22 protein-coding genes and 1 tRNA gene are annotated in these 26875 nt (G+C 61.5%); 7 read left to right on the top strand and 16 right to left on the bottom strand.

Annotated features, from left to right (window positions below; genetic code table 11):
- Window positions 1-20: 20 nt before the first annotated feature.
- On the bottom strand, window positions 21-1133 hold the full coding sequence (locus KXZ72_RS04460; RefSeq protein ID WP_226082536.1) for an MFS transporter: 1113 nt from the start codon (window positions 1131-1133) through the stop codon (window positions 21-23).
- A 2005-nt stretch (window positions 1134-3138) separates the two neighbouring features.
- Between KXZ72_RS04460 and KXZ72_RS04465 the strand changes: the two genes are divergently transcribed.
- The gene (locus tag KXZ72_RS04465; protein WP_226082537.1) at window positions 3139-3315 is read left to right on the top strand and encodes a helix-turn-helix domain-containing protein; all 177 of its coding nucleotides are present in this window, start codon (window positions 3139-3141) and stop codon (window positions 3313-3315) included.
- Between the two features lie 1435 nt (window positions 3316-4750).
- Here KXZ72_RS04465 and KXZ72_RS04470 read toward each other — a convergent pair.
- A complete protein-coding gene (locus KXZ72_RS04470) occupies window positions 4751-5167 on the bottom strand; it encodes a hypothetical protein (RefSeq protein WP_226082538.1) in 417 nt (138 codons plus the stop codon).
- Between the two features lie 556 nt (window positions 5168-5723).
- On the opposite strand from KXZ72_RS04470, the gene KXZ72_RS04475 reads away from it, so the two are divergent.
- Window positions 5724-6005: a hypothetical protein gene (locus KXZ72_RS04475; RefSeq protein ID WP_226082539.1), complete on the top strand. Its 282-nt coding sequence runs from the start codon at window positions 5724-5726 to the stop codon at window positions 6003-6005.
- A 421-nt stretch (window positions 6006-6426) separates the two neighbouring features.
- Here the strand turns inward: KXZ72_RS04475 and KXZ72_RS04480 are convergent, their stop codons facing one another.
- The 4 genes from KXZ72_RS04480 to KXZ72_RS04495 all read right to left on the bottom strand — a co-directional run bounded on the left by KXZ72_RS04480 (window position 6427) and on the right by KXZ72_RS04495 (window position 10580).
- The gene (locus KXZ72_RS04480) at window positions 6427-8472 is read right to left on the bottom strand and encodes an ATP-binding protein (protein WP_226083430.1); all 2046 of its coding nucleotides are present in this window, start codon (window positions 8470-8472) and stop codon (window positions 6427-6429) included.
- Complete coding sequence (locus KXZ72_RS04485; protein WP_226082540.1) at window positions 8469-8957, bottom strand: hypothetical protein; 489 nt, start codon at window positions 8955-8957, stop codon at window positions 8469-8471. Before KXZ72_RS04485 ends, KXZ72_RS04480 begins: the two co-directional genes overlap by 4 nt.
- Window positions 8958-8964: 7 nt before the next feature.
- The gene (locus KXZ72_RS04490) at window positions 8965-9876 is read right to left on the bottom strand and encodes a hypothetical protein (protein ID WP_226082541.1); all 912 of its coding nucleotides are present in this window, start codon (window positions 9874-9876) and stop codon (window positions 8965-8967) included.
- Between the two features lie 245 nt (window positions 9877-10121).
- Window positions 10122-10580: a nucleotidyl transferase AbiEii/AbiGii toxin family protein gene (locus KXZ72_RS04495; RefSeq protein WP_226083432.1), complete on the bottom strand. Its 459-nt coding sequence runs from the start codon at window positions 10578-10580 to the stop codon at window positions 10122-10124.
- Between the two features lie 995 nt (window positions 10581-11575).
- On the opposite strand from KXZ72_RS04495, the gene KXZ72_RS04500 reads away from it, so the two are divergent.
- Window positions 11576-12721 carry a hypothetical protein gene (locus tag KXZ72_RS04500; protein WP_226082542.1) on the top strand — a complete coding sequence of 382 codons (1146 nt, stop codon included), beginning with the start codon at window positions 11576-11578 and terminating at the stop codon, window positions 12719-12721.
- A gap of 138 nt (window positions 12722-12859) precedes the next feature.
- Window positions 12860-14257 carry an ApeA N-terminal domain 1-containing protein gene (locus KXZ72_RS04505; RefSeq protein ID WP_226082543.1) on the top strand — a complete coding sequence of 466 codons (1398 nt, stop codon included), beginning with the start codon at window positions 12860-12862 and terminating at the stop codon, window positions 14255-14257.
- A 490-nt stretch (window positions 14258-14747) separates the two neighbouring features.
- On the opposite strand, the gene KXZ72_RS04510 is transcribed toward KXZ72_RS04505, so the two are convergent.
- Both KXZ72_RS04510 and KXZ72_RS04515 read right to left on the bottom strand, forming a co-directional pair.
- On the bottom strand, window positions 14748-14945 hold the full coding sequence (locus KXZ72_RS04510) for a hypothetical protein (protein ID WP_226082544.1): 198 nt from the start codon (window positions 14943-14945) through the stop codon (window positions 14748-14750).
- Window positions 14946-15263: 318 nt separating this feature from the next.
- Window positions 15264-16766, bottom strand: a complete 1503-nt coding sequence (locus tag KXZ72_RS04515; RefSeq protein ID WP_264159459.1) for an SAVED domain-containing protein — start codon at window positions 16764-16766, stop codon at window positions 15264-15266.
- Window positions 16767-17559: 793 nt separating this feature from the next.
- On the opposite strand from KXZ72_RS04515, the gene KXZ72_RS04520 reads away from it, so the two are divergent.
- A complete protein-coding gene (locus tag KXZ72_RS04520; RefSeq protein WP_226082546.1) occupies window positions 17560-17988 on the top strand; it encodes a hypothetical protein in 429 nt (142 codons plus the stop codon).
- A gap of 102 nt (window positions 17989-18090) precedes the next feature.
- Here KXZ72_RS04520 and KXZ72_RS04525 read toward each other — a convergent pair.
- From KXZ72_RS04525 to KXZ72_RS04535, 3 genes are all read right to left on the bottom strand, one after another.
- Window positions 18091-18167, bottom strand: a tRNA-Pro gene (locus tag KXZ72_RS04525).
- Between the two features lie 109 nt (window positions 18168-18276).
- The gene (locus KXZ72_RS04530; RefSeq protein ID WP_226082547.1) at window positions 18277-19254 is read right to left on the bottom strand and encodes an acetylxylan esterase; all 978 of its coding nucleotides are present in this window, start codon (window positions 19252-19254) and stop codon (window positions 18277-18279) included.
- A gap of 84 nt (window positions 19255-19338) precedes the next feature.
- On the bottom strand, window positions 19339-19989 hold the full coding sequence (locus KXZ72_RS04535) for a nucleoside/nucleotide kinase family protein (protein WP_226082548.1): 651 nt from the start codon (window positions 19987-19989) through the stop codon (window positions 19339-19341).
- A 288-nt stretch (window positions 19990-20277) separates the two neighbouring features.
- Between KXZ72_RS04535 and KXZ72_RS04540 the strand changes: the two genes are divergently transcribed.
- Both KXZ72_RS04540 and KXZ72_RS04545 read left to right on the top strand, forming a co-directional pair.
- Window positions 20278-21078 (top strand): helix-turn-helix transcriptional regulator, encoded by an 801-nt coding sequence (locus KXZ72_RS04540; RefSeq protein WP_226082549.1) that lies wholly within the window; start codon window positions 20278-20280, stop codon window positions 21076-21078.
- Between the two features lie 82 nt (window positions 21079-21160).
- Window positions 21161-22117, top strand: coding sequence for an ABC transporter substrate-binding protein (locus KXZ72_RS04545; protein ID WP_226082550.1), 957 nt, complete (start codon window positions 21161-21163; stop codon window positions 22115-22117).
- A 27-nt stretch (window positions 22118-22144) separates the two neighbouring features.
- Here the strand turns inward: KXZ72_RS04545 and KXZ72_RS04550 are convergent, their stop codons facing one another.
- The 5 genes from KXZ72_RS04550 to KXZ72_RS04570 form a co-directional block, all read right to left on the bottom strand.
- Window positions 22145-22888, bottom strand: a complete 744-nt coding sequence (locus tag KXZ72_RS04550) for a CPBP family glutamic-type intramembrane protease (RefSeq protein WP_226082551.1) — start codon at window positions 22886-22888, stop codon at window positions 22145-22147.
- The gene (locus KXZ72_RS04555) at window positions 22885-24105 is read right to left on the bottom strand and encodes an OmpA family protein (RefSeq protein ID WP_226082552.1); all 1221 of its coding nucleotides are present in this window, start codon (window positions 24103-24105) and stop codon (window positions 22885-22887) included. The genes KXZ72_RS04550 and KXZ72_RS04555 overlap by 4 nt, the downstream gene beginning before the upstream one ends.
- Before the next feature lie 149 nt (window positions 24106-24254).
- Entirely contained in the window at window positions 24255-25025 is a 771-nt protein-coding gene (locus KXZ72_RS04560) for an SGNH/GDSL hydrolase family protein (RefSeq protein WP_226082553.1), read from the bottom strand.
- The gene (locus tag KXZ72_RS04565) at window positions 25015-25863 is read right to left on the bottom strand and encodes an SDR family oxidoreductase (protein WP_226082554.1); all 849 of its coding nucleotides are present in this window, start codon (window positions 25861-25863) and stop codon (window positions 25015-25017) included. The genes KXZ72_RS04560 and KXZ72_RS04565 overlap by 11 nt, the downstream gene beginning before the upstream one ends.
- Window positions 25864-25910: 47 nt before the next feature.
- A complete protein-coding gene (locus tag KXZ72_RS04570; protein WP_226082555.1) occupies window positions 25911-26828 on the bottom strand; it encodes an NUDIX hydrolase in 918 nt (305 codons plus the stop codon).
- Window positions 26829-26875: the final 47 nt, after the last annotated feature.

Below are 26875 nucleotides of genomic sequence, written 5' to 3' on the forward strand. Positions count from 1 at the left end.
GGCCCGCGGGCCGCCCGGTATCAGGTCGGGGGCTTAAGTCTTCGAAATCCGAGTGCCGCGATACCGCCCAGTAGTAATGCCGCGATCCATATGGGGGTGCTCCCCGCCGCCGCCCAGATCAGCTGCCCGATGGGGGTGCCGACGGAGAGGCCCGAGCTCCAGGCGAGCGCATAAGAACTCTGGTAGCTTCCGATCCGGTTGCCGGGTGCGGCGGCCGCGATATAGGCGGATGAACCGGGTACCAGAAACATCTCTCCGACGGTCCAGATCATCACACACGGGATAAAAAAATACACGTCCGTGGCGAAGGTATAGGCCCCAAAACCCACGGCGATCAGGAGGGCCCCGCTCATCAGAGTGGTTCCGAGGCCAAGCCGGGAGGACCACCGCATCAGGACTGGCTGGCAGGCGATTACTACCACCGCGTTTACCGCCAGCACCGCCCCAATCACAGCGGGCGCTATCCCGAGCGCAGTCATCTGCAGGGGCAGCACGCCCAGCTTTTGCATATACACGCAGGAGATGAGGAACGTCCAGAGCAGAAACATCCTCATTCCCGTGGCACCAAACGGATGCAGCGTATCCCTCATGAATTGGCGAACCGAGAGCGGGTTCCGTTCTTCCGCGCCGGCCGCAGCCGCCGGAAGCCTCAGCGCGATGAGTATGTAATAGATTGCGCCGAGGATCGAGAGCAGGAATAGGAGGTGCGGCCATATTTGAATGAGCAGTCCAGAAATGACCGAGGATAGGGTTGAACCGATGTTATTTCCCCAATATAGGTAGCCATAGGCCCGTGTGCGTTGTTCCTTTTGCACGAGCCGCGTGGCCAGGGTAAATGCCGCGGCGCGGGGAAGCGCCGCGGCCAGTCCCGCGCCACCCACGAGTATTCCCAGAAGCGAAGGTGGTGGGGACAGGAGAATTCCCGCGCAGGTCATGATGTACAGGGCCTGGCTCGCGAAGATGATTCTTCGCGGCCCGTATCTATCGGAGAGCACCCCTCCGAAGAACCCGCCGATCACCTGGCCGAGCCCCGAGGAGAACAGCATCAGCGCAATTGCCTGCGTGACTGGGATATCGATTGCGAGCATAAACAGCGACAGGAACGCGGGTGAGACCAGCGCGAGGCGATTCACCAGGTAGGCAGACCATAGCGCCCAAAATTTTCGAGGTAGTCCGGGCCCTGTGAACATGCTGATCTCAGCCCTGACCCGGAATCACACCGAGAGCTGGCCCAAGGCACACAACGGTAAAACTCTCACGTCCCGTACCAAAAGTGGTAATTCGCGCGAGTATGAAACCGCCTCGCGGCCTACTCAAAGAGGCCCCCTCGGCAATAATGTCGCCGTTTGCGTGAATGATTTCTCGGTAGGCATCGTACGGGGTCATCGATTGATGATGCATCCACGGGGTCCGGCCACTCATCATTTTTTATGTCCCTCGGCCCCTGGGTCAGGAACGGCATTCGTATCGGAACACCCGCGGTGGGCTTCTCCGGCTCGGCCGGTGAATAAGTCCGCGAGCCCGCCGGCAATTCTTAGCGCCGATGCAGGCGTGGGCGAGTGACTATTCATCCATCCCGGTTTATGTGGCACACGTCCCCTCCGAATTCTTCCGATTCACTCAAACAATTTCTTTACGCTAGACGCCATAGCTGGGGATCGCACCCATCCTCGGGATCTTTTTCCCGTGCCCTCTCAAACCTCTTGCGCCCCCATGCGCACCCACCGATCGGCGTAGCCTATCCGGGGCAGGCGTGGACGAGGGGGCCGCTAGCATGTCCTCGGAGTCGGTGATTCAGGGCATCCCGGGGCAGGTTTCCTCCGTCGATCCGCAGGACCGCCCGAGGGTTTTGATATCCCAAACCGAGCGCCGCAATTTCAATGCCACCGTACCGATCCCAGTTGAGTGCCAATTATCGGCGCACACATATTCCTACATACTGTCGGCTCCGAAACCTCGGATGAGCCCCCGTGTGTACCGCTCTTCCACCGGTCGCGGTGATTTGGGCGTGCGTCACTACGTTCCCTCACCCTCCCGACGGGTGAATCCCACCGGAAGATGTGTATCTGGATCGCACGGGCGGTTAATCCTGCTCTAGCACCACTCGATACTGTGACGATACCGTGGCGGTGGATTGCAAGGCGCCCGCTTCGAAGGGACGTCGACCTTCCCCTGCCCCGAGCTTCAATATGGCGTCTCCAAGATCGCAATGGATCGGGCAGCGTTATCTACCGACAACCCCATACGCCTGCAGCCAGGAGTTGATATCGTCACGGGCCGATATGCCAGATGATGACCACCAGTCGCGGCGCTTATTGAGTGTCATCGGCTTAGACCTGTCTCTGTCGCGACACAGACGTGAACAGAAGGTTCAAGACGTCCTCCATCGAGCCCTTTGGCGGCGCACACCGCGAGCGACCCAGCCCCCCTTACAGCCATCGCAACGACGGTGTACGGGAAAACGTGGTCGACAATCGTGCAACCACCGTTTAGGACTTCACCGTGGACGGCATGGAAAGCCAACACATACGCGCCCGGCAAGGCGGTGCTGATCAGCGCGCCGTCCCCGCCGCGAGGCATCCCAAAACTCGCAGTCCAGACTCTCACTAGCGGGTATCGGTATGAGCGATCAATATTACCTTCCCAAATGTCGCCGCGACTCACATTCAGGGCCGCGCAACCAGCCATCGCGGGTTGTGCGCATGCTGCACTCGATCGACTTCATCATGTTCAGCGGTCGGTGTCTGTGACGGATATTCAGCGGCGCACACGGGGTGAAGCGCACGATGCGCATAGCCGGCCGCGGCGTCCCGATTGGTGAGGATGGTGCCTGCCTGGCGGGGCTAACTCATGCGCAACATCATGTTACATATAATTCAGCGGGATGCCCCCTCAGGGTGGGGGAACCCGATGGAGACTATTGGAGTCCTCACCGTAACGATCACCAGCTGATCACGCGATAAACGGACAAGCGAAGGCGCAAGAACCAGCCAGCATAAGCCCCGAGAGAGAACCAGCCTCGCAGGGCGATGCCCGTAACCTTTTTGGGAGAGAAAATGGAAGCAATCACCATCACCGTGTCGATCGCTGCACTCATCGTAGCCGTGGTCGCGCTTGTCCTCGCGGTGAAGAACCGTCGTGGATAGCATCGAGCGGCTCAGTGTTGCGGCCGATGCACTGGCCAGAGCTCTGGCCGAGCGTGACGCGGCGATCCTTGCCGCGCACGCAGCCGGGGTGCCGGTCGTGCAGATCGCCCGGGAGATCCGCATGTCCCGAATGCAGGTACACCGAATAATTACGGCCGAGGTAGATTAGGCGCCCGGCCGCATCGGTGCCTAAACTGGCCGGTCTAGGGTGGCCCGCGAGGCGATCCTGTCTATGGGGAGGCGGCCCAGCCATACCGCTAGTTGGCGCCCTTCTTAGGCTTCCATAGGTGCTGAACCTCGCGTTGTCCCCCCGGAGGTGAACCGGGTCTCCGAGCTTTAGAGGACACCGAGTCCTCCATTCCTGCGCTGACACGTGAGTGCAGGTGCACGCGTCAGGCGAGTAACTATTCCGCAGACTTGCCACGACGACTCCCACGGGCACCCCGATGATGAATTCACACCGAGCTACGTCGCCGCTACCCGCTACCCCCTTCCCCGCACCCATCCCGGGGCCGCGGGCCTTTATCCGATAGCTGGTTGGAGGCGCGACCACCGAGGAGTACACCGGCCGGTGGCTACTACGCGTCTCCCGATCGTTCGTGGCACGGCTACTCCCGATGAGCTCCCTGATCTCAAGGGCGGTTTTGAGTGCACGTTCATTACCCCCAGCCGCGCACAGCGGCAGAGGAAGTGCGTGGGCAGGCCCAAGAGTGATTCACGTTCGCCTGGCAAATGTCGGGGCTGCGTTGAGGGGTCGCTCTCAGAAGCATGAGAACACGCTCAACTGCCCCATTCATGCCCGGGCTTAATTCATTTTTTCGGCGTCCGCCTAAGCGTGTTTTTCTCTCGCTGATCACAAATCCCTGATTTCCTCAGCCTCACGGAAACTCGCTTTCTGCTCTTATAAAACCGGACTCCGTTAAGCCTCTATGCATCGCTCCAGCGCGTGCTCCCACACCGATTCCCCAACAGCCCCTCCACAGAAAGCCCCTCTTGAGCCCCAATCGCCCCCGACTTCAGCAGCATGCCGGGGCTCAAATCCTTAACGTAATTGGGCGGAGGGTGTTTCACGGGTCTCACCTTCGGCATTGCTCCACGAGCTACCCCAGAAATTATGACCCCTGATTTTCCGGGCGGCCCGAATTAGGGTGCCGCGACCTGATCGTAGTGCGCTCGAATCAATTGTGTCCGCCCGAGGTTCAACGCGTGCGATCGCGGGGTACTGGATCGTCAACTTTTTAGCGCGCTCGATGTGGGTGAGACTAGGCTCCGAGTCAACCATCCGGATTTGCAGATCGACACACATGACCACACACCGGCGAGCGCGAGGAGGCGGTCGAGAGCGGCCGTGCGCACGGTCCTCACCTGTCACTACACCTCGTCCCTGTAGCCCCGGTCAGGCGTGGCTGCGAATAAGCGTCCCTAATGAGTCCATGGTGCCTAGCATCGGTATTCTCCCGCCCACGTGCGTATATGCCGTGATTTGAAATGTCGGGATCACCACGGTCGAGGTCATTCTGTCGCAGCGATAGGGGTATTCCCGGCGATACGGTGGATGGAGGCGGCCGGGGAAGTTCGCGGCCGACGAGCTTCGAGGGCGTGGCCTACAGCCCAGAGGAGGGGCGGCGGACCAAGTCACGCACCCGGGAGAGGAGTACTCCGATAATGCCGCCGAACGCACCGACAAAAATCAGATTCATCAGGTTTACCCGCAGCTGGAAGACAACCAGGATACCGAGGGTCACGCACACACCGGCGATGAGGCCGCGCAGGAGACTCCACCGCGTTTCGTTCATGAAGGCATCGAGCCCCCAGAAAGTGACGACCGGGATTACCGGCACGAGAAACAGTATCCCGAAGGCCTCATCCAGGTATCCCCACAGCAGCACAAAATACATCACAGGCAGGGTGGCTACGCCCAACACTGCGCCCGCGAGTGCCTGAATAAGGGTGCCGCGTTTTGAGGCGCGTATCTGTTCGGGCGTCTTCCTTCCGACGTGCTCGGGCGCCGGAGCACTCACCGAATTGGGCTCTGGTAGACCTGGCGTGTGGCTCAAATGGGTCCCCCGTCGGTGAGTGTTCCACCCTGCCACATCAGTTATCGGGTTTCAAATCAGGGGGTATGCAACTGCGCCGGCCAGACCGCTGAAGGCGGCTGTCGTGGGGGCGCCACTCAGTACCCGCTGGCTCATCAGCTGTGCCGTCCGAACCGCTGGATCGCGCGTCGGGATGCCGCCCACCTCCGGGTCCTTTCATAATGGGGGCTCCCGGGGCAATAAGAGAATCGGGGACAGAGCAGTGGATAATAGGCGACGCGCGAATCATGAACGCTCAGCGCGACTGACCTGTCCTGACGACCCACCTGATGATTCGGCTAAATATGGTCGCGCCGGATCGGGTATGGGATTCGCATTTGGCCCTATCAGCTTCCCTCAAGCGGTAGCGCCCTCCTGAGCGCTCACCACCGAAGCCCTAAATGGGCTCAAAAATGCCAGTAGTTGCCTGTACCGTTAAACGCGGAGAGCCTGAGTCACCGCCCGCTGGGTCATCGACGTTGGAGTTACGCTCGACGACGGCATGACGATCACCGTTACCACGCCTTCAACACAGCTTCGCAACCTCAATCACCTCGAGGGAACACGTATGGGCATTTATGGCCGAATCGGCTTGATGAGGTCACCGCCGCATTTGATAATGCTCGAGAAAAGGCGTTGTCCGAAGCCGAGTGAGAATTGCCATGTTGTCGATCTGTTGTCTGGCGCGGTTTCAGACGAAAAAACCCTCCGAAATCCGCATTTTCTTGCGGATTTCGGAGGGTTTGTGGTCGGGCTGACAGGATTTGAACCTGCGACCCCTTGACCCCCAGGTAGCCCTAATAGCCAAGATCGTTGATTTTCCGGGGCGCAGAGGTGCGCAGAACGGTTCAAATAACGTCATGCATTGCATGGTTTGCATGGTTCTGGTCCCCTTTTGGTCCCCCGACGCAGTTGGCTCGCCCCAATGTCGCGCGACAGTAAAGCCTTGATCAAATCTCACTCAATCAATGCAACGTGACGCTGCGACATAGGCGAGGCTCGTTGCCTCGTTCCACCGTATCCGTAGAAATTTTGCCGCTAGACGCGCTCTGCTAGAGCCGTTTCTGGTGCGTGACAGGACCTAACCCGAGAGATTCGAACGCTTACCACCGGCACATATCAAATGTTTGGGTAGCCCCTGGTGAGCGACGCCGTCATAGCCTCAACTGTAGGCACCCAGTGGTTTACAGTCGATCCCGGTAGGGCTACAGCGATTCTTCAAGTGGAACGATCGGCTGTAGTAGCTTTTCGCCCGCCGCTAGGCTGATCAAATTGTAGCTGTGCCCCTGAAGCATCTCTTCAAGGCTTGTGAGCGGCTCGCTTGTAGCGAAGAGAACCTGGGCTCCCCCGAGGCCAGCCGATGACGCTTGCGCAAGCAGCGCGCTGTAGCTGGAATGAGCGGTCTCCTGCTGCCGGGGCTCATCGAAGACAAGCAGCCCTAGATGGTTTCCGCCGTCTGTCTGACCTACTCTCAGTATCGAGAACAGATAGGCCCAGATGACGCGGATCATATCGCTCGCGGAAAGATCAAACCCGAGGTCGAATCCTTCGTGCACGGGACGATAGGTGGTCTTGTCGATTTCTACGTCTTGGGGATCAAGAGATTCAAATCCATACTCGTGGAGTTGTTGCTGGAGAATCGACTGAACTTGAGCCAACTTTGCGACGTCTGACTCGGACAGGTCGTCGCGCTCAACCATCGCAAGTAGACTTCGTTGCTCCGCCCATCGCTCACTGATCCCTCGCAGATTCTCTCGTGAAACGCTGAGTTCCGTCGATCTGGACTCGAGCTCCGCAATGCGGTTTTCAAGGGTCAACCGTCTCGAAATCTCGGCGACTGAGGGTGCCGAGTTTGCCGCGCTCAATGTCTCCTTCGCTGCCCTAATGCCATCACGATAATCGTGAACCTGAATACCCAGGCTCTCCTGACGAATCGCGAGCGCACGAATGACTCGCGCGTGGTCGTTCTGCATGCTTTCAAAAGTCGAGATCTGCTTCTGGATGAAGTCGATGCTCTCTTCTGTTGTCATAGCATGCGACGAGATATCGGCACCGTCCTCCAGATGCTGATGACAGGTTGGGCATATGTGGTCCGTAAGCAGAGCACGTGCATGCTCTGAGCCGAATCTCTCGAGGACTTGAGCGTCTTTGTGACGCTGCAGGTCCTCCCGCAATGCCTCGAGCCTGAGGGAGACCTGAGACTGGTACCGTTCCAGCTCCCCGCGTTCTTCTGCGAGCGACACAGCGACCGCTAAGGAGCTCCGCAATGCATGGTCAAGATGCACAAGGTCGTCCTCCACGCCTACGGCAGCTGCACCCGCCGTCGGCACCGGAGAACTGACAAGCTTAGACAACTCAGCCTGCATGGCCTGCACCGCGACTCCGATGGGGTGCCAATGAGTTCCTACAGCAACCACCGGCCTGATGTCATCATCCCCTACCCCTTGCTGGACACGGACAGGAAGACTTTCAATCACGACACGGCTGATTTTTGCAGATTCAGATAGCTGGCTGGAAGCTGTCCGCCATTCGGCTTCGAGCTCGCTCATGTTGGAGCGGATGCGTTGACGCTGGAGCGTACGTTCGAATACGTCAAGACCAAGGATGAACTCGGCGGACCGTTTCCCGACGTCACGGATTCCCAAATACGTGGGAATCCTGGCCTGAATTCCGCTCCACCCGTGCTTCTGCTCAACGAAGAAATAGGGAAACAGTGTCTCCAGGTACAGCGGCCCCTCGGTTCCGTCCATGCGCGTAACACGCGGGAGATCAAGACCGAGGAACTCGGCAAGGAAACGGTGAAAGCCCGCCAAGTTTTGTGCTGCCCCCTTGCGGCGGACGAAGTAGTCGGCGACGTCGCCAGTTTGCCCTTGTGTTAAGCCACCACCGTCACGGACGGTAATCAGGTGCCGATCACGTTTCAGGCTGACGACGGATCGTGCGACCGTGATGATCTCACCACTCCCGTTTTCCAGCTCAAGTTCAACGCCTGACTCGATGATTCGACCCTCCACGCCGTTGATAGCGACGCTGTCAGTCATCGCGTGGGCGAGTGGAATTCTCTGGCTCGGACTAAGCATTCCTTCGAGTCCAAGTGCATAGACGATCGCCTGCAGAGCTGTCGATTTACCTGCCGTGTTGTCGGCACGGAGTAAGTTAAGCCCGTCTTCAAATCGGATCACTCGACCCACTTGCCCCACGTGAGTTTCGGCGTGCAGGTTGAGCGCGCGCAGTCTTATTTTCGGGTTCATGTCCACTCCAGGAGTTTTCGAATCTGGCGTTGGGTTATGCGTCGAGGTAGCGATTCAAGGAAAGTTTTCTCAACTCGAAGAACGTTTTCGTCCGATTCCGCTTCGGCAGCAAGTGCCTCGCCTGCGGCTGTCAAACGAATATTGGCGCTGGTTTCCTTCGCCACAAGGCCTTCACCAATCGCTAGATCGACCGTGACCGTGAGCGAGGGGTCAAACCGCACCAGCAACTCGTCCGGGCCTTTGTCTCCCTGTAACCATCGAAGGAATAGCTCGCGAGTTTTAGGTGTGCGGATAGCCCACCAAAGAACGTGCAGGTGATCAATTGCAAGAGCGTTCGCGCGGCCACGTGCGAGAAGCATAGTGAGTACTGAAAGTCTCCACGCGGTCCGAAAGTCACCTGGTATGTTCACGGCGCGTCGGGTGAAGCGTGGGGAGGCGGGTATTTCATCAAAGAACTGGATGAGGCTCTCGATATCGCTGTTCATTGAAGTCCTAGAAGTCGAGTGGGCATCTCATTAGCCAATCAGCAACCGCCGACCATGCGAGCGTTGTAGCGATCTGCTCGGTCAGCACCGGATAGTCCTCGCGGAGTAGTACAGAAAAATCTTTGGCAATCTCGGCAAGCTTAGCCTGAGACGTGTCCTGACCCGTTAGATACTCAAGCACGAGAAGATCTTCTCGATGCGCCTTAGTCGAGAGGATTCCGCGATGGACTTCCGGGACAACGGCGCGGAGCCTGTCGAGCGTGTTCTCTCCTTGTAGGTACTGGCTTGTGAGAGATTCAAGCACTCTCTCCCGCTTGGACGATGAGCTCGTCACCTTGCTGAGTTTACGCCGAGCGGTTGAACGAAGATCTTGATTCTGCGCACTCCACTCGTCCTTAACTCCACCCGCAATCACAGGTGTCTGGATGAGAGGAGCAGGAATGGCATGGATCGCGGTGCGTTCAACAGCATAATCGTCTGCAGTTTCGACAACGATAGAGAATTCATCGCTGATGAAGGATAGGCCCCAACCCCGGACCTCGGCTGCCTTCGTGGCCGCATGCGCAATTAGTTTCCGGGAATCGTGCCTGTGCACGATAAAAACATAGCGATGGATGCTGATCGAACCCAGCATCGTCGCGAGAAGTGCTTGGTTGGAGAGCAGTTTTCCGAGGTCAGCCGTGAGCTTACCGCGCTGCTTCTCGTAGCGTTCGTTCACCGAGAGTGGCTCTTCTGCGGCATAACACTGATACGCGATACCGTCATGCGCGAATGCTTCGATTCCTAAATCCCCCTGATGGCGATCAGGGACGAGCTGAAGACTGTGCGCGTTTAGCATCGCGTACCGTTTTTGGAGGAGCAAGACACAGTAGTCCTGCCACTCGCGGCCGTTCCACTCTCCGGTCATGCTCTCCTCCATCTAGGCAGCATGCCGGCAACTTTGATCGGTACTCCGATCCTATCGGGCTCCCAATCAATTTCCTTACATTCAAGCAACGTGGCCCTTTCATCACTCCGGTCCCGCAACAACGTCGTCAACACCTCGAATATTGGCGGACGGTGGGGTTCCAGAGGTTGGGGATCAGTATGAAGAGCGGGCTTTCCATCGCCGCGGACACCAGAGGCCAAGCGCAATTATCGCACGAAGGCACCCAGCATGTGTTATCACAGCAACTCACGTCGATGGTTCACGGTGTTAATGACCACATCAATTGGGACGAGCTCTCCATAAATAAGCGCTTGGGCTGCCTCATAGCCCGTTTCGATCGTGTCACGCGTTGTATGTTCGCGATCAAAGGCAGGACTGTGCGCGTAGCCTTCGATAGGCCGCGGTGTATAGGAGAAGTCGGCGGCGGCGCTTTGGCTATCGATATCATCGACCAGCGCTTTGATCCCTTCGCGGCCAAGAGCCTCAAGTGCGTCTGTTAATTGTTTGTCCTTGAGGAGACAGTGGATGTCGTAGAAGTGACGGCCGTGCTTGAGGAGTGCGTCCCTGTCGGCTCGGCTTGCCGCGTCATGCACGGCGGCAAGCTTCTCAAACAGGGTCCACTCTGGTGCTAATACGTTGACGGTGAACGCAGCGAATTCCTCCCACGTCCGTTCGCTCTCGCCGCGCGTAGTAATCGCGTGCTCGGCTTCGACGAAGCCTGGAAATACGCACTGCCCGCGAAGGCCTCAGCACCGGACACGGCTCAGATGAATGAATCAGACGACGTCGACTTGCCCGCCCTCTACGACACGGCACTCAGCGCACATGAAGGCCTCTGGCCACGCAGTGGATGGGAAGGACGAGGATGACCTACCCGAGCTATCCACTCTTTTTGGCCGATAACCCACCTTCGGGAGGCGGGATGAGCAGCTAGAAACGGCTGAACTCCTTGACCATGTCGAGTCAAGGGGTTCAGGGGGTACAGTTTTGGGTACAAGACCGGCACGAACACCGATCTTTCGACCTCTTAAAAATAATTTCTGATCGGGTATTTCTCTCTAGTCGGGCTGACAGGATTTGAACCTGCGGCCCCTTGACCCCCAAGTATCCTTGAAGACCTAATTCCTTGATTTTCCGGGCATCTCTGCCCCTCAGAAGGCCCCATTTCACGTCATGAATTGCATGGTTTGCATGGTTCTGGTCCCGTTTTGGTCCCGGCTCTCGTTAGATCTCCGCACGTTCGGAGGGGGTTTACGTGGGGTTTACGTAAGGGCCACCCGCAGGCTCCGCTCCAATCAGGTACGCGGCGACAGTCCTACTCCCCACAGGAGTTCCCGCCTGCGGCGCGCCCTCCCGACGGCCGCGTCCACCTCGACGGGCTCTTCGTAAACGAGCTGTTGCTTCGAGTAGGCGCGCTCGCCCCGAGATGGGCTCCCTCACTTGGCCGCCAGATCGGTGACGTGCCTGTCGAAACTCTCTCTCATGGCAACTTTTCCTTCCGGGGCAACAGTGGTAACAAACGCTGAACCGCTCACGCCGTCCTTCTGGCAGCCCCACGCCTATCGAGGTGGATCCTGCGTGTCGGCTATTCGATGTCGGACGCTGGTGGTCAAATTGAGTTGTGACCCTGTAGACCGCACTTCATGGCGACACCCGATCCAGCGGTCGCTACGAAGCATGGAGGTTTCAGATGAGTTCGACGAAGATCGTCATCGTTCCAGATGATGATGGAAACGAGCTGGCGCCGAGAAGTATCGTGAATGATCCGGTGGTCCTTACCAGGAGCGCGCAGTCGATCTTGGACGCATACACGGCCGTCATGCCGAAGGTCGATGTCTCCGCGCTCATTCCGGCATTCGACTTCGCATCAGTGATGCCCCAGATCGATGCGAATGTGCTGGCCTCGATCGCGAATGCGCAAGGCGTGCTACCGAAGATCGATGCCCTAGTGCCTGCGCTCAACATCACCAGCGCACTCTCCGAACTCAGCCTCCAGGCGATCATGCCGAAGACAGCGATCTCCGAGATTTTGGCTGCCCAACAGTCGCTGTTTGCGAGCATGCCCGACTATTCGCACGTTCTCGGTGGGATCACGAAGGACTGGTTTGCTGCGATTCAACCGCAAGTCGACTTGACGTCGCTGATGCGGCCGATCACAGAGATGCTGCGTTCAATCGATTGGGACGCGGTCAGCCGACGGCAGCAAGTTCCGGATAACTGGCCGGATGACATAGATGAAAAACTACCTACGCTCATGGAACTGGTCAACCAAGACGGTATCCCTGCGGCCTGGGTGCCGCGCGCCGACGTGCTCAACGCACTACTCGCCGCTTCGCCCGGGAATCAGCGCTCCGAGGTGCTGGTTCTCCGCCGAGCGGAAATCCTCGAGGACTGCTCACGTTGGGTCGACGACCTCAGCGATCCAGTGCTGGAGCCTGTGCTTCCGATTGCTCGTGAGGCGCTCGAGGCCTGCCGAATGGGTCTCTGGAAGGTCGGGGCTATCTCAGCGGTTCAAGTTACCCACAGCATCGTGGAGTCCTTGCGATGGGTCAGTGACCGGCAGCGGGTTGTGAAACATCATCTTCTAAAGATGGATACGCCATACCCGATGCTGCTGGAGCAAGCGACTCGTGCTCCTCTCGTGCTCTTTTACGATGACTGGAACCCGCAGTCTGGCAAGCCCCGCCCTTCTCATCTGACCCGGCATGTCGTCTCACACCGGCTCGGCGAGGACCAGGTCAACGAACGCAACTGCGTCGTCGCCGTCATGCTTATGGCGTCTCTCCTTGTAACCGTGTACCAGCTCGATCTTGGGCAACGGGAAAAAGCCGCATGACCGCCACAGGGATTCCAAAATCTCGCATAAGCAACTGCAACCGGGCTGTCGCCGAAATAGGACTTGAGCGGATGGAACCGTGATACGCCCCAAAAAGAGCTGCGCCCCGAACGTCACCCGCATACGAGGAGAATTCTCGTGGCTGACGATCCGCTAGATACACAGGCCACGCATCTCGGCATGATCTTTGGAGGTGGCGGTGGATCAGAAGCTGCACCCGCCACGCTCACTTTTGATTACCAGGGCGCACGTCTCACAGTGCCGTACCTGCATTTCGGTGCTGACGAACGCTTCGATGTAATCCGCGGATGGTTCGTCCATCAGATGACACCAACATGCCTCGTCTTTGTGTCAGCAGGGCACCAGTTCACGCTCTCTGGGATCCGTTGGGCAGGCTATCGAGAGAACGGGAACGTCAGCCTGGGGACCTTGTCTGCTCATCATCTCGTCGGCGGGGACCAGTCGACACACGCACAAAACGGCCTCGCCGTGACGGGCCTCCAATCACACATGGACGCGCTCCAGCACTGGACAGCGTTCACCGCGGCAACATATAAGAGCATCACCGACGAACATGGCTTTGTGGAGCACCTTGAGGCCGTGGTAGAAACCACCGAAGACGTCACCTGGACGCAAGGTGATGCCGAGATGCGCCTCACCTCAACATGGCAAACCGACAACAGCCAGCCGGGGTTCCATGTCAACGAATGGGCCGTCCTGCAAAGCACGTTCACTTCGCCAAGGCCTGTCGATGACCACATGCACGAGCATGAGAAGATCCGCAGACTGCTCGTGATCCTCTACGGCGCGGACATCCCATTTCGACGCCACGAGATCCAAGACGAGAGGTACTACCCACGCACCGGCGATGGGCACGTCTACTCTCGGTCAGGCCGGTCGCTATACGCATCGCGCACTTTCCGGGAACGCTCGCGCCCGCCGGTGGAGAATGCGACCTTCCAGAAGTGCGTCGGTCGTCTCGCATCGATTGGCAGTGAAGGGCTCGCCCGCTGGGGCTCAGAATTCGAGATTTGGAAGCGCGTCATCCATCCAGCAGCCGCGATCTTTGGCCGTGAGCGAGCGATGCTCGAAGATCGGGTGATCAGCCTCTCAATGTGCCTGGAAGCGGCGGGCCAGATCCTCGGCCGGAAAGACGGTGAAGAAGCCACGTACAAGACGGGTCGACACCCTGAAACCATGGCCACTTATGTTTACCGCTGCCTGTCTTCGCTGGATGTCGATTGGAGTGACGTTGCCGACTCAAACGTCGGCATTGCACGCGCCGTCGCCAACAACTACCGCCAGATTAAGCACTACGACGCAAGTGACGACTTCCCCGCTGGAGAGGAGACGTTCCTGGTCAGCCAGGTCGCCGCAGCCACCGTTCGTCTTCTAGTCGCGAACATCGTGGTACCAAGCGGTGATCTTGCGCAGAATTGGCAATCTGTCGTTGGCGATGCATTCCAGTGGTTCAAGTCACACGAACTACGTATCGAGGCCTCAGGAGCGTTTGTCTCAACGTTATCGAGCAAATAGTTCCACAAGGAATCAGGCCTCCCAACTTGATCATCTCTGGCATTTTCAACCGTTCCGCCGCATGATGGCGACAGTGCCGAAGCTCGAGTTCAGAGGGCGTCCCAGGCTGTGAATAGAATCGGCTCCACAGCTTTCTGCGGCAGTCCGGCGTCCTTTAGAAGCTCAGCAGTTAGGGTTCCGACCAGCAGCGTAATCATGTGATGCGTGTTGAGGTCGCCGTGCTGCGCTGGCGGCTCATCGCAGCGGACGCGGTCGGCCTCTGTTTTTGGGGCGTAGGCAACGGCTAGATGACCCGTCGCATGCGTGTACTACGTTTCCTCGCGCCAGGCCGTATACAAACCCAGCGTGATGGGTGCGGCCTTCGCTGCGTCTGTGACGGCTTTCACCTACTGCTTGCGTTCTTTGTCGGCCATCATTTCTGCTACGACGTTCTCCATCGCGCTGAGGTCTATATCGTGGTTCTAACCCATTTCTTTCCTGGATCGTGATTCTAACCCATTTCCTTCCTGGTGTCAAAGAAAACCGTCGTGAGGTTCTTTTCTCTCGCCACGAACGTTTCGAGTACCGGGCCGCGCGCCTCCACGTCGAGCGTTCGGATCCGGAGAAGCCTGAATGCGATCTCCACGAACGCACGTCGATTCGGGGCTGCAGCATGGCCGAGCCCCTGCGCAGCCAGCGTCGCGATCACTCGGGACTGGTCGTAGGCCGCTCGCATCCATCCAATGATGAACTAAGAATCGTACGCGGCCGGCATGGAGGACAAATCAAGGGCAAGCATTCGATCAGCCGTCGCGATGATACGCGCGGGCTGTTCCGCCAAGGGCGTCAGCCGCGCTGCCTTTGATCGTCGTCCACTCATAATTCATGCGTTAGCCGTTGGGCTACCACCGGCTCCAAAATTGGGGGCCTACCCGCAGACCTGACAAGCCCAAGTTCGCCAGCCGGAACCTAGCCTCTCTGCCATGCGCGAGCCAGCGAATACCGACGCTTTGCAGTATCACGTCCTCTAGTCGCGGCCCCGGAGATACCGCTTCCCAGCAACGATGTACGCATGTATCTGCTGCGGAGACGTGGTGATGGATCCCTCTCCGCGACGACGGACAATACTGAAAAATGCGCCCTCAATCTTGCCTTCAGCTACCACGCCGTGTACGAGGTATGGTTGCATCTCGTCGGGTTGCTTGGGGACAAAGATTGCAAGTACGCTCTCGGTCTCGGTTACCGGGAACTTCTCGATTACCAGGCCATCGACGGGTGGCACAATCCGTGCGTCTAGCAGATCTTGAATCTGCGGAATGTTGAACATGGTATCCACAACGGGCGTAAGGCTCCCGATCTTATTTCCTCCGCCTGACGCTTCCTTGTAACCAATGATGAGGATTGCATCGACATCTCCGTTAGCAAACCGCGCAATGTCTTGTGCGAGTTCCACCTTTGCGCGTTTACCGGCCTCGCCGGGGGCAGAGATCGGGTGCATCTGAGTCTTGACCTCGAGGTAGTTTGACTCTGCCTCCCCGATAAGAGCCTTGAAGTGCTTACCGCGCAGAAGGTTTAGAACGTCGGCTGCATCGAGCGGTCCATTCTGCGTTGCTTTTAGGAAGTCTGCAATCGCGGCGGCACCTTCCATGAGGGTCGCCATGGTGTTCGCGGGGTCGGTAGCTACATGGATAACTACGTCGTGCGCAGTCACGGCCAGCGTCTCGACGACCTTCTGTCGGAAGCGCTCAGACCATTCATCATCACCATCCCACTGAGCGAGCCAGCTCTCTGGCTTGTCGCCGCCCGGAAGCAGGAACTCTACCCCCGCTATGCAGCACTCGTAGGCAGCCGCAAGGCGCGCGAGCCCATCAGCGATCTCCTGCGGCGTCTGCTCCGGCTGGTCTGGGTAACGATGCGTCACTAGCGCAACAATGGCTCCATCTCTGACGTCGATGTCGTAACGCTCATCAATGTCCCAGACGTCCTCGTTGACGGGAGGACTTGTCTGGTCCACAATAAGTAGCGTGCCGTAGTAGTTGTCATTGATGGCTCTGCCAAGACTGCCGACGTTGGCGAGTCCAAGCTCGGACTCGGCTGCGACCAGCGGGCCATGCTTGATCCGCGAGATGATCCCTGTTTCCTTGTCTATGCCGAAGCTTCGTGACCGATCCAAGATCTCGTCGGTGACCTCGGATGGGAGCAATCGTCTCTCGTTGTCATCTTCGTCGTAGGTGATCACATACACATCGACACCCGCAGGCTGCGGAACTGAGCATTCAAACTCAACCATGATTATCAGTCTACTCGTGAATGTTGCCGCAGGTACGTATAGGGCGGTCGAGGTGTCGTACTCGTATGTCGTGATGGGCGGCAGCGTGGCTATGGCTGTTCCGAGCAAGAAGGCGCAGCATACCGGTCTTGCGATGAAGAAGTGGATCGAATCAATGCCAACCACCTGGGTGCGAACGTTGCGGATCGCATCAACGGTCAGATGAACGAGAGAGGCCCCCTCATCCGCTGCAAGTGGCACGGCTCGTGTGTTCCGCTCGGCGGGTGCTCCGATTGTTAGGACCACGCGCCACGCAGGCGAGGCTGAATAGCTCCGAGCGAAGGCCTCAGGCGCGTACCTGTCTGCTGGCGGCCACTGCTGTGGTGGTGGCGTCCACGCAGATTCACCAGCTCACTTCGGTAGCAGGTGGGAACAGAGGTACGGAATACGAACATCAACAGCCCCTCCAACGCAAAACCCGGGGGTGCCGCCCGAAACTTCACGCCGAAGCTCGTGGCGTGATCGGCTCAGCCGCCTCGGCGCTCTCCTCGCGGCGGGTGCGGTGCTTCTCAGTTGTGTTGTGGTGGGGTCGTCTACTGCAGCTAGTGCTGCTTCGCTTGGGCCGGGTCACGGGGATCTGAATACGACTGGTATGGTCGGTGCGTTCATCGCTGAGTCCGATGCGCGTCAGGTGTAATGCATTGATGCGGGTGCGGCTGCGCCGTGGGGTGTGACGACTGGTCCCACGACGGTGGCTGCTCTTGTCAGCTATACGGGACAGCAGCTATCTCGGACGACGTTGGCGAAGTTGAATTATGTGTTGGCGAGGTGGGGTGATTCTTCGGATCGGGATGTTACTGCTGCGGTGCAGATGTACGTCTGGGCAGAGGCCGACCCGGTTACCTATCATTCGCATGGGATGAATGGTGATGCTTGGTACATCGGCCGCGTCCCCGTGGCGAATCGGGCAACTGTGTTGGGGAACCTCGCAACAATGGGCGCCCAAGCGAATGCGAATCATACGATGAACCCGTCTGTGGATGTGTCAATAAGCATGGACGATCAGTTCAATGGCACCCTCACGGTGGCCGTGTCGCCGACCGTGTTGAGGGGCAACGTTGTGCTGTCGAATGCGTCGTTTACCGATGGCACCAGTTCTAAGGCTCTGGGCACTGGTAGCTATCCAATCGTCGGGAAGCGTGCCGCGGGTGCACCGGAGTACCGTGTGGGCGCACCTGAGTACCGTGTGGGCGCATCGGCGTCGTACAGCGCTGTGAGGCTGGGCGCACGACTCAACCTTAACCATGTGGCCGGCCAGCAGCGACTATTCGCCAACTGCACCCCTGCGACGATTACCGGCAGTCTAGTGACGTCACGAATTCCGTTGGATTCCCAGGCGACGATCGACACCCAGTTCGTCGCGAAGCGCAGAGCCCACCCGGGGCACGGCGCAGGCTCCGCTATCGAGTTCTGGCGATGGTAGTCCACAGCACACGGTCACGTTGGCTATCTGCTGTCTGTCGAGGTTTTAGATAAAAAATAACCCTCCGAAATCCGCATGTTCTTGCGGATTTCGGAGGGTTTGTGGTCGGGCTGACAGGATTTGAACCTGCGACCCCTTGACCCCCAGTCAAGTGCGCTACCAAGCTGCGCCACAGCCCGTTACCGTTGCTGGCAACTCGTTTATATTAGCGCGGTTTTGGGGCAAATGTACAAACGAGGGTTCGCCTTCGCGTGTCGCGGTGGCGGAGGGGCGAAAAGCCGCGGGAAATCAGGGTTTCAGGGTGGCGAGGATAAACGCGATGGCCTCGCGGGCGGCATCGGTTTGGCCACCCTCGTGGGAGTTATACTCCCACTCGATGATGCGGCGCGGGCCGCCATAGGCATTATGCGCGGCATAAACCGTGGAGGGCGGGCAGATCGCGTCCATCAGGGCCACCGTGATCAGGGCCGGGGCAGTGGCCGCGGGCACCAGGTTGGTCACGTCAAAATAGCTCAGCACATGATGCACGGACTCGGCCTCGCCGCGATGGATCGCCAGATAGTCCGTGATCTCCCGATACGGGGCGGAATCGGTGATGCGCACCGCCCGCGGAAAATCGGAAAGAAACGGCTCCAGCGCCACCACGGCCGCGAGGTCCGAGCGCAGCGAGGCCACGGCGAGCGCAAGCCCGCCGCCCTGGCTGTGACCGTGCACCGACAGGCGCTCATTATCGATCACGGGGATCGCGCGGGCGGTATCCACCGCGCGCACCGCATCGGTGATCAGGCGGCGATAATAATAATCCTCGCGTGACCGGATGCCCCGCGTCATCATGCCGGGGACACCCGGGCCGGCGGTACCCACATCCTCGGTATCGCCGCGGCTCCACTTGGCACCCTGCCCGCGGGTATCCATCTGCAGGTGGGCAAAGCCCGCCGCGACCCAGAGCAGATTATCCTCGGGTTCGCCGCGGCCTCCCCCATAACCCACATAGGTGACCACACCCGGCAGGCTCGCGGCGCCGTTCAGATCGGTGCCGGCGGGCACCCGCAGCCAGCCGCGCACCTCGCTGCCCGCGAAACCCGCAAAACTCACGTCATAGATATCGATGAGCGTGAGCGCGGTGGGCACCGGCGTGAACCGGGGCTCCCACGCGGCCGCCGCGGCCTCCTCGAGGGTCCCGCGCCAAAACTCCGCGAGGTCCCCCGGTGCCGTACTGGATCCGCGATACTCGCGCACCCACTCGATATCCCGATCAACCAGCATGCTGCTCCCTTAGTTCCCGTGACATAAGCGTCACTCTGCCTGCCCCGATCGTATCTTTTGCCCGGGGCGCAAAATAATTTTTTGTCATACTCCGGAATGCACGCGGGGCGTGATGATCAGATCCGCGCGATGCCGGGACTCCTCCACGGCGCGCGCATTGCGCTCATCGCTGCCCAGGGCCCAGGCCGCGGCCTCCTCTGGGCTGCGCCCATAACGCTCATGCCGGGCGATCAGCCGGGTGCGGCGCAGCTCCTCGGGAACCCGCAAAAACCACACCTCGTCGAGCCGGCCGCGCACGTCCACCCAGTCCGGGCTCTCCAACAGCAGATAATTGCCCTCGGTGATAATCAACGGCACCTCCGGAGAAATCCCCTCGGCCGCGGCAATGGACTCCTCCAGCCCGCGATCAAATGCCGGCACATAGACGGTCTCCCGCGCCAGGCGCAGCCGATCCAGCAGCGCCAGATAGCCGCGCGCATCAAACGTATCCGGCGCGCCCTTACGATCGGCCCGCCCCAGATCGTTGAGCACACGCCCGGAAAGATGAAAACCGTCCATGCCCACGAGCGCGGCACGATCGCCGAGCGCCGCGACCAGCTCCGCGGCCACCGTGGACTTGCCCACTCCCGGCGAACCGGTGATACCCAGGATGCGCCGCTGCCCCGCCTGCGCCAATTCGGCGGCCCACTCCACGAGTTCCTCGCCGGTCACATCCACTCGGGGAATCGCACTCACGCGCGCACGCTCACTCTCGATTAGGGACGCCCCGCATTCGGGACGGCCGCGGGGATCCACCCCCGCGGGGGCTCCCGGGCCAGATTACTCCCCGCGGATAACCCACACCAGGGTGGCACGCGGATTCCGCCGCCCCTCACGCCCCACACGGGAGCGCACGGCGGGCCCGGGCGCGCTCCCTCCCCAAGAATTCCCGGGCCGCGCCACCGCCCCGCGGATATCCGGGCCTCCCCGCTCGCGATACTATTCCTGCGAGCCCCCTCGCCCCCACCCCGTTCGGAGAAGCCCGTGATTTCCCCCGATCCCTCCCCCACCGCCGCCACCCCCGCCGGGGAGGATGCGCCGTTTGGGGTGCTCACGATCCGCTTCGACGTGGCCGATAATACCCAGTGGTCGCCGCATACCCATGCCAGCCAGGAGCTGCTCTGGGGCAACGAGGGTTCACTCGCGGTGGAAACGGCCGAGGGGCTCTTTGCGGTTCCCGCGATGATGGGGCTGTGGATCCCCGCGGGGGTTGAGCATGCCGTGCGCGCCGCCGGACGCACCGGGTTTTATTGCACCCATGTGGCCCTTCCCGTGCATCCGGGACTCGCCGGGCGCACCACCGCGGTGGGCCTCACGCCGCTGATTCGCGCGCTGATCCTGCACGGCCACGAAAACGATATGGAGCCGGATCTGCGCCGCCAGTCCGAGCTGCTGCTCGCGCGCCTGCTGGAGCCCGTGGCCACCCAGGCCATCACACTCCCCCTCCCCCGCGATGAGCGCCTCGCGGCGATCTGCCGACACCTGATCGCGCATCCCGACGACATGCGCTCCCTCGAGGCCTGGGGTCAGCGCGTGGGCGGCAGCGCCCGCAATCTCTCGCGCCTCTTCCAGCGCGAGACCGGACTCACGTTTGAGCAGTGGCGCCTGCACGCCCGAATGCGAGTCGCGGTTGCGCTCCTGGCCTCGGGAGAGGCCGTGAATACCGTCTCGCGCCGGGTGGGCTATCGCACCCCGAGTGCGTTTGTGCAGGCGTTCCGCAAAATCATGGGCCATACCCCCGGCCAGTACACGCCGTCTGCCGAGCCACATAGCCTGGCCGGTTAGCGATATAAAACGGCGGATCGAGCAAGCCGGACAACCTTAGGATAGGTATACCTAATACTTCCCCCTCCGTTCAGAGAGAATCATGACGACCCTTTCCCTCAAGCTCGCCGCCACCCTGTCCTCCCTCGCCGCCGGCGCCCTGATCCTCTCCGGCTGCTCGGCCGCCCCCGCCGACGCCCAGTCCGAGGCCCCGATGCACGAGGTGGCCAGCGATTTTGGCACGGTCAGCCTGCCCGTTAACCCGCAGCACGCCGTGGGTTTTTATACCACCGATGTGGACATCCTGATCACGCTGGGCATCCCCCTGGCCGACCGTCAGCCGATCCGCGGCGTGAACGGCTACGAGACCTTCCCGAGCTTCTTTGATCAGGACGCGATCAAAAACGTCACCACGTTCACCAATTTCCCCGAATATAACTTCGAGGAGGTCCTCCAGGCCGATCCCGATTTCATCCTGAACGGCATCGGCTATGAGGAGGACGTGGTTAAGCGCCTGCCCGAGATCGCCCCCACCTATAGCATCGACGCCTTTGCCGGGACCGACTGGCGCATCCCGTTTAAGAAGATCGCCGTGGCGCTGGACCGCGAAAAGGAATATCAGGCCTGGGTGGATACCTATGACGCGCGCGTGGCCGAGATCCGCGCGCAGCTCACCGAGCGCGGCATCGACCCCGTGGTCTCCCCCGTCTCGCCGATGGGCGATGAGATTAACGTGAGCTGCTATGGCGTGCCCTGCCTGGTCTTTGCCGATCTGGGCCTGCGCATCGAGCCCCTTGCCGAGGGCCAGGAGGGCACCACGCTGAGCCTCGAAGAGGTCGACCAGCTCTCGGGCATCGATTTTGCCTTCACCACGATGACCCCGCAGGGCCTGGTCAAAAAGGAGGACCCGTTTGCGGAACTCGCCGGCAACTCCCTGTGGGAGGCGCTGCCGTTTGTGCAGAATAAGGCTGTACACGCCCACGACCTGCAGATGCTCTTTGGTTCCCCGAGCGCCCATATGGCCTTCCTCGACGAGGTAGAGGCAGCCCTGCTGGGCTAGCCCCGGCGCGCTTCCCCTCGCGGCGGCCTAGCCGAGCGCGAGGGGAAGCACCCACAGCATCGCGAGCGACCACGCGGCGTGCAGAATCATTGGGGCCCAGATCGCCCCCGAACGCGCCCGCAGCAGCGCCGCCACGGCCCCGAGAAGCAGCGCCGCAAGCACGAGCAACAGGTTGCCCGAAGCGGCCGTTATCAGGGCATAGAGCAGCGTACTGAGCAGGATCGGCGACCGCCCGGCACACGCGGTATAAACGCTGCCCCGAAAATAGGCCTCCTCGGCGATGCCCGCGGCGCAGGCCGCGAGTGCCACCACCCAGAGCGGCCCCGCCCCCACATGCGCGGTGACCTGCGCGATCGCCGCGCGCAGCACCGGAACATGGGAGGCAAAAAGCGCGCCCAGCGCAAAGATCCCCGCGAGCAGCGCCGCAGCACAGAGCGGCTCGCCCACATGCCGCAGCAGCCGTGTCCCCCGCGACTCGGACAGCAGGGTGCGCAGCACACCGGGCCGCGCGCGATCACCAAAGGATTCGGTCCCCACCGGGCGCGGCACCCGCAGCGGGGCCCGGAAGCCCGGGGCGCCCAGGGCCAGCGGCACACCCCCGCAGATCACGGCGCCGATCAGCCACCAGGCGGCAAGCAGGCCCGTGAGTGGTAAAAACGCCGGGGAGCCGGCGGGCAAATACAGGGTGACACCCAGGATCACGGCCCCGCCCAGCGGCACCAGCAAAAAACGTTTAAGCGGCAGGACCCGCCGTCTCCGGATCGTGGTCACCCGCCAACCGAGGGGGCGGCATCCACCGTGACGCTCTCCGCGACGGGCTGCGGGATCAGGATTTCCACGCGCTGGTTCAGCGCGCGACAGGCCGGATCGGCCGCGAGCGGATTGGAAAAGGACACCACGGGATCGCGGGAACCACGCCCCGCGGCGCTCAGCTGCGTCGGGGCACCCAGCTCGGTGAGCCGCTGGGCAACCGCCTGGGCGCGCTGGGCGGAGAGCGCATCGCCCTCGGCCACCCCGGCATCGCTATGGCCGATCACCTCGGCACTGGGGATATCCCGGGCGGCCAGCTCGGTGGCGATGCGCGCGAGCACGGCATTGGCGCCATCCCGCAGGTCCACCGCGTCCACGTCAAAGAGCAGTTCATCGCTCAGCGAGAGCAGCGAGCCGCAGGAGTCCACGGGACGCAGCGTGTCCAGCGCCGGGAACTTGCCCACCGCCACCACGGGGGCCAGCGGCTCCATCGGCACCTCGATGCCGTTCACCGTTCCCGTGCCATCGCCGTAGTTGATCACGGTGATTTCGGCGGCACTATCGCGGTAGTCCCCCGCGCCGTGGCCGTAGTTGTTAATCTCCACGCCGGTCTCGGAATTACGGTAGTCCCCCGCGCCGTTTCCATAAACGTTAATCTCCACGGGGCCGATCTGGCTGGTGCCGGCGCCGTCCCCGGAGACCCAGATTTCGGTGCCGTTTTGCGGATCGTTCCAGCTGCCGGCGCCCTCGCCGTCGCTCCACAGCTCCAGCGAGCGGGACTGATAGGAGCCGCTGCCATCGGAGTCCAGCACCGCGGGGATGCCGTTCAGAATAAAGCCCGCCTCGCGTGCGGCGGGGGTGGGTGTGGCGGAACCGCCGTAGAGGAGGTCGCCCCCGCGGCGGGCCACGGGCACACCGGAATCACATTGCGCGGGGCGCAGATCGGCGCCGTCCAGCGAGCCCAGCTCGCGGGAGAGGCTCACACCAAGCCCACCATAGCTCTCGTCCTGAAACGTGAGGTCGGGCAGGCGCAGAATCGGGATCGCGGGCACCTCGCCCACCGCATAGCCGGTCACCCGGGCCACACCCTCGGGGATCGCATCCGAGACGGTAGGCGTGGGGTTGGCCTGGGCCCGCGAGCCCGGGAGCGCGGCACCGATTGTGGCACAACCGGTGAGAATCGACAGTACTCCCGCGGCGGCCACGAGGGCCAGCAGGGAGGTGCGATTTGCGGTCATTCTTCGATGCTAAGCGAACCCGATCGCGGGGCAAAGCCGGAAGGCTGGAAACCGGTCACTATACGGTTACGATACGGCAGATACACAGGTTCAGCGGCCAACATACCCCCGGAAAGTGGGGTGGCCTAGGGTGTTTTAGTGCGCCCCGCCTAGGCCGGCGGGAGCACGCTCACCGGCTCCAGCGTGGCATATTTGGGCAGCCGTCCATCGCCCGAGGAGCGGCCCGTGAGGCGGCGGCCAATCCACGGCAGGACGTGCTCGCGATAATACGCGCGATCCCGCCGCGCGGGCGGCATCGCGGGGGCCTGGGCCACCGCCTCCACGCCCCAGGACTCGGGCACCGCCACGCCCAGACCACGCAGCACATTGGCGGCCACACGGGCGTGGCCCTGCGGGTTCAGATGGATCCGGTCCACTGACCAATAGCGCGCATCCCGCAGGCCCTCATCGCTCCAGTTATCCACGACGGTCACACCCTCGCGCGGAGCACGCTCCATGACCTTGCGCGCGAGAACATCCCCGCGCGAGGACATCAGTGAACCCATAGGCATCTGCTCGCTCGGATTGGCCCCACTCAGCAGGAGCACGTGGATGCCCGCGGCGCGCGCTGTCTCCACCGCGCCCAGCAGCCGGTCGGCCACATGATCGATCGAGATCCGCGGCCGCATGATGTCGTTGCCGCCGCCGTTTATGCTCATCAGCTCCGGCCCCAGCGCGATGGCCCGGTCCAGCTGCTCGTCGATGATCGGATCCAGCTTTTTGCCGCGAATGGCCAGATTGGCATAGCGCACCGGCTCCTCGGCCGCCAGGCTCAGCCCGAGGGCCACCAGATCGGCCCAGCCGCGCACCCGATCCCCGGGCAGGTTATCGCCCATGCCCTCGCTGAAGCTATCGCCGATCGCGACATAGCTATGAAACATATTCCGTGCCTTTCCGTTCCGCCGCGCGCCCCGTGAAGTGGTCCATCCCGCGGTTCAGGCCCGCAAAATCGAGCAGCCGATCCGAGAGTGCCACGGGCAGCAGACGCAGGGCCGAGACCAGGCGCACCGTGCGCGGCAGCATGATCTGGGCGCGGCCGGCCTCGATCGAATCGAGGATGCGCAGGGCTACCGCGCTCTCCTGCAGGATCGGCAGCAGCAGCGGGAACCGCGTGCGCACCCCGGCGAACATGCCGGTATCGATGTAATAGGGGCAGACCAGGAGTGTATGCACGTTATCCCCCGCGGCGCGCAGCTCGGCCCGCAGCGCCTCGGTGAAACCCACGGCGGCAAATTTGCTCGCCGAGTAGTCGGTTTGCCGGGCCACGGCCACAAAACCGGCGGCGCTTGCGATGGTGACGATGCTGCCCCGCTGGCGCTCGATCATCCCGGGCAGGAAGGCCCGCGTGGTCCAAAATAGCGCGGTGGCGTTTACGTCCATGGTGCGCTGGATCGAGGCGGGATCGGCCTCCAGCAGGGGCTTGCCGGTGACGACACCGGCGTTATTAATCAGGACGTCCACCGCGCCGATATCCGATAGCACCGCGCGCGCTGCCTCCTCCACGGCCTCGCGGTTGGCCACGTTTACCACAGCGGAGTGCGCCCGGCCGCCGCGGCCCAGGATTTCATCGCGCACGGCCTCGCCGCGCTCGGCGGAGAGATCCCAGATGATCACGCGCGCCCCGCGCCGGGCCGCGCCGAGCGCCATCAGCCGGCCGATTCCGCTTCCCGCGCCGGTGACCACTACCGTGGCCCCGTGCAGGCGTGTTCCCTTACCCATACCGTTTCCCCCTTGAAATCGGGCGTCCTGCCCGCCCACGGCTCGTTTTATTCCTCGGCACCACGCTCGTCCAGGCGTTCCCAGAACCAGCGTGCACCCAGTACGCGGGAGCCCCGGGACGCGACGCGTTCCTGAAGCTCTCGATCGGATGTTACCGTCCAAACCGTCTGCACGGGAGCGTCCCGTCCGAGGCTGTCCACCTCGGCGATGATCGCCGGGTCACCCTCGCCCGGGGCCTCAACCACGCTCAGGCCCGCGGGCAGCGGATCGGGCAGGCTCGCGCCGCGCGCACCGCCCTCCAGGACCACACGCACGCGCGGCCACCAGTGATCCTGCCCCAGCCCCAGGGCGCGGGCGGGAACCCCCGCGATACACAGCTCGGCGGCGGCGGCCAGCAGGCGTTCGGCGGCGGCACGACGGTCCTTCCACCAGCCGTCCGGGCGGGCACCAATCACGTTGGCGGCGTCGATCACGAGGGTCTCGGAGCGCTCCAGCTCGGCACGCAGCGCGGGCCAGGATGCCTCAAAGCCTGGATGCAGCGGCAGGGTCTCCACCTCGGCCACGGGAACCCAGCGCAGTTCGAGGCTCTCGGGATCGCTGATCACGGGCTCAAAGGGCTCCAGGACATCGGCGATCACGGTGGTATAGGACCAGAAGCCCAGGTCGGTCACGGCGCTAAAGCGCGGGCGCACGGCGGCTTCGGGCACACCCGCCTCCTCGGCGGCCTCGCGGAAGGCCGCCTGCACCGCGGTTTCCTCGCGGTGGCGGGCCCCGCCGGGTAGCGCCCATGTGCCGCCAAAATGCGACCATTCCACGCGATGCTGGAGCAGGACTCCGCGCTCGCGATCATGCGCGAGCAGGCCCGCGGCACCAAAGGTACCCCAGAACTGGCGGCCGTCGGGGGCAAAAACCCAGGCGTCTCCGCTGTCGTTGGGGCTGGGACGAGAATCTACGGGACCGGACACCCCTCCAGCTTGGCACGGATCCGGGCAAACCGCCCCGGATCCGTGCC

This window comes from Mycetocola spongiae, from assembly GCF_020424085.1.
Classification (GTDB): domain Bacteria; phylum Actinomycetota; class Actinomycetes; order Actinomycetales; family Microbacteriaceae; genus Mycetocola; species Mycetocola spongiae.

Coding starts and splice junctions, on each gene's coding strand:
- KXZ72_RS04490 (WP_226082541.1), bottom strand. CDS start 9,876: ATGGAGGAGAGCATGACCGGAGAGTGGAACGGCCGCGAGTGGCAGGAC.
- KXZ72_RS04480 (WP_226083430.1), bottom strand. CDS start 8,472: ATGAACCCGAAAATAAGACTGCGCGCGCTCAACCTGCACGCCGAAACT.
- KXZ72_RS04500 (WP_226082542.1), top strand. CDS start 11,576: ATGAGTTCGACGAAGATCGTCATCGTTCCAGATGATGATGGAAACGAG.
- KXZ72_RS04565 (WP_226082554.1), bottom strand. CDS start 25,863: ATGGGTAAGGGAACACGCCTGCACGGGGCCACGGTAGTGGTCACCGGC.
- KXZ72_RS04475 (WP_226082539.1), top strand. CDS start 5,724: ATGACGATCACCGTTACCACGCCTTCAACACAGCTTCGCAACCTCAAT.
- KXZ72_RS04530 (WP_226082547.1), bottom strand. CDS start 19,254: ATGCTGGTTGATCGGGATATCGAGTGGGTGCGCGAGTATCGCGGATCC.
- KXZ72_RS04485 (WP_226082540.1), bottom strand. CDS start 8,957: ATGAACAGCGATATCGAGAGCCTCATCCAGTTCTTTGATGAAATACCC.
- KXZ72_RS04520 (WP_226082546.1), top strand. CDS start 17,560: ATGGACGATCAGTTCAATGGCACCCTCACGGTGGCCGTGTCGCCGACC.
- KXZ72_RS04555 (WP_226082552.1), bottom strand. CDS start 24,105: ATGACCGCAAATCGCACCTCCCTGCTGGCCCTCGTGGCCGCCGCGGGA.
- KXZ72_RS04560 (WP_226082553.1), bottom strand. CDS start 25,025: ATGTTTCATAGCTATGTCGCGATCGGCGATAGCTTCAGCGAGGGCATG.
- KXZ72_RS04545 (WP_226082550.1), top strand. CDS start 21,161: ATGACGACCCTTTCCCTCAAGCTCGCCGCCACCCTGTCCTCCCTCGCC.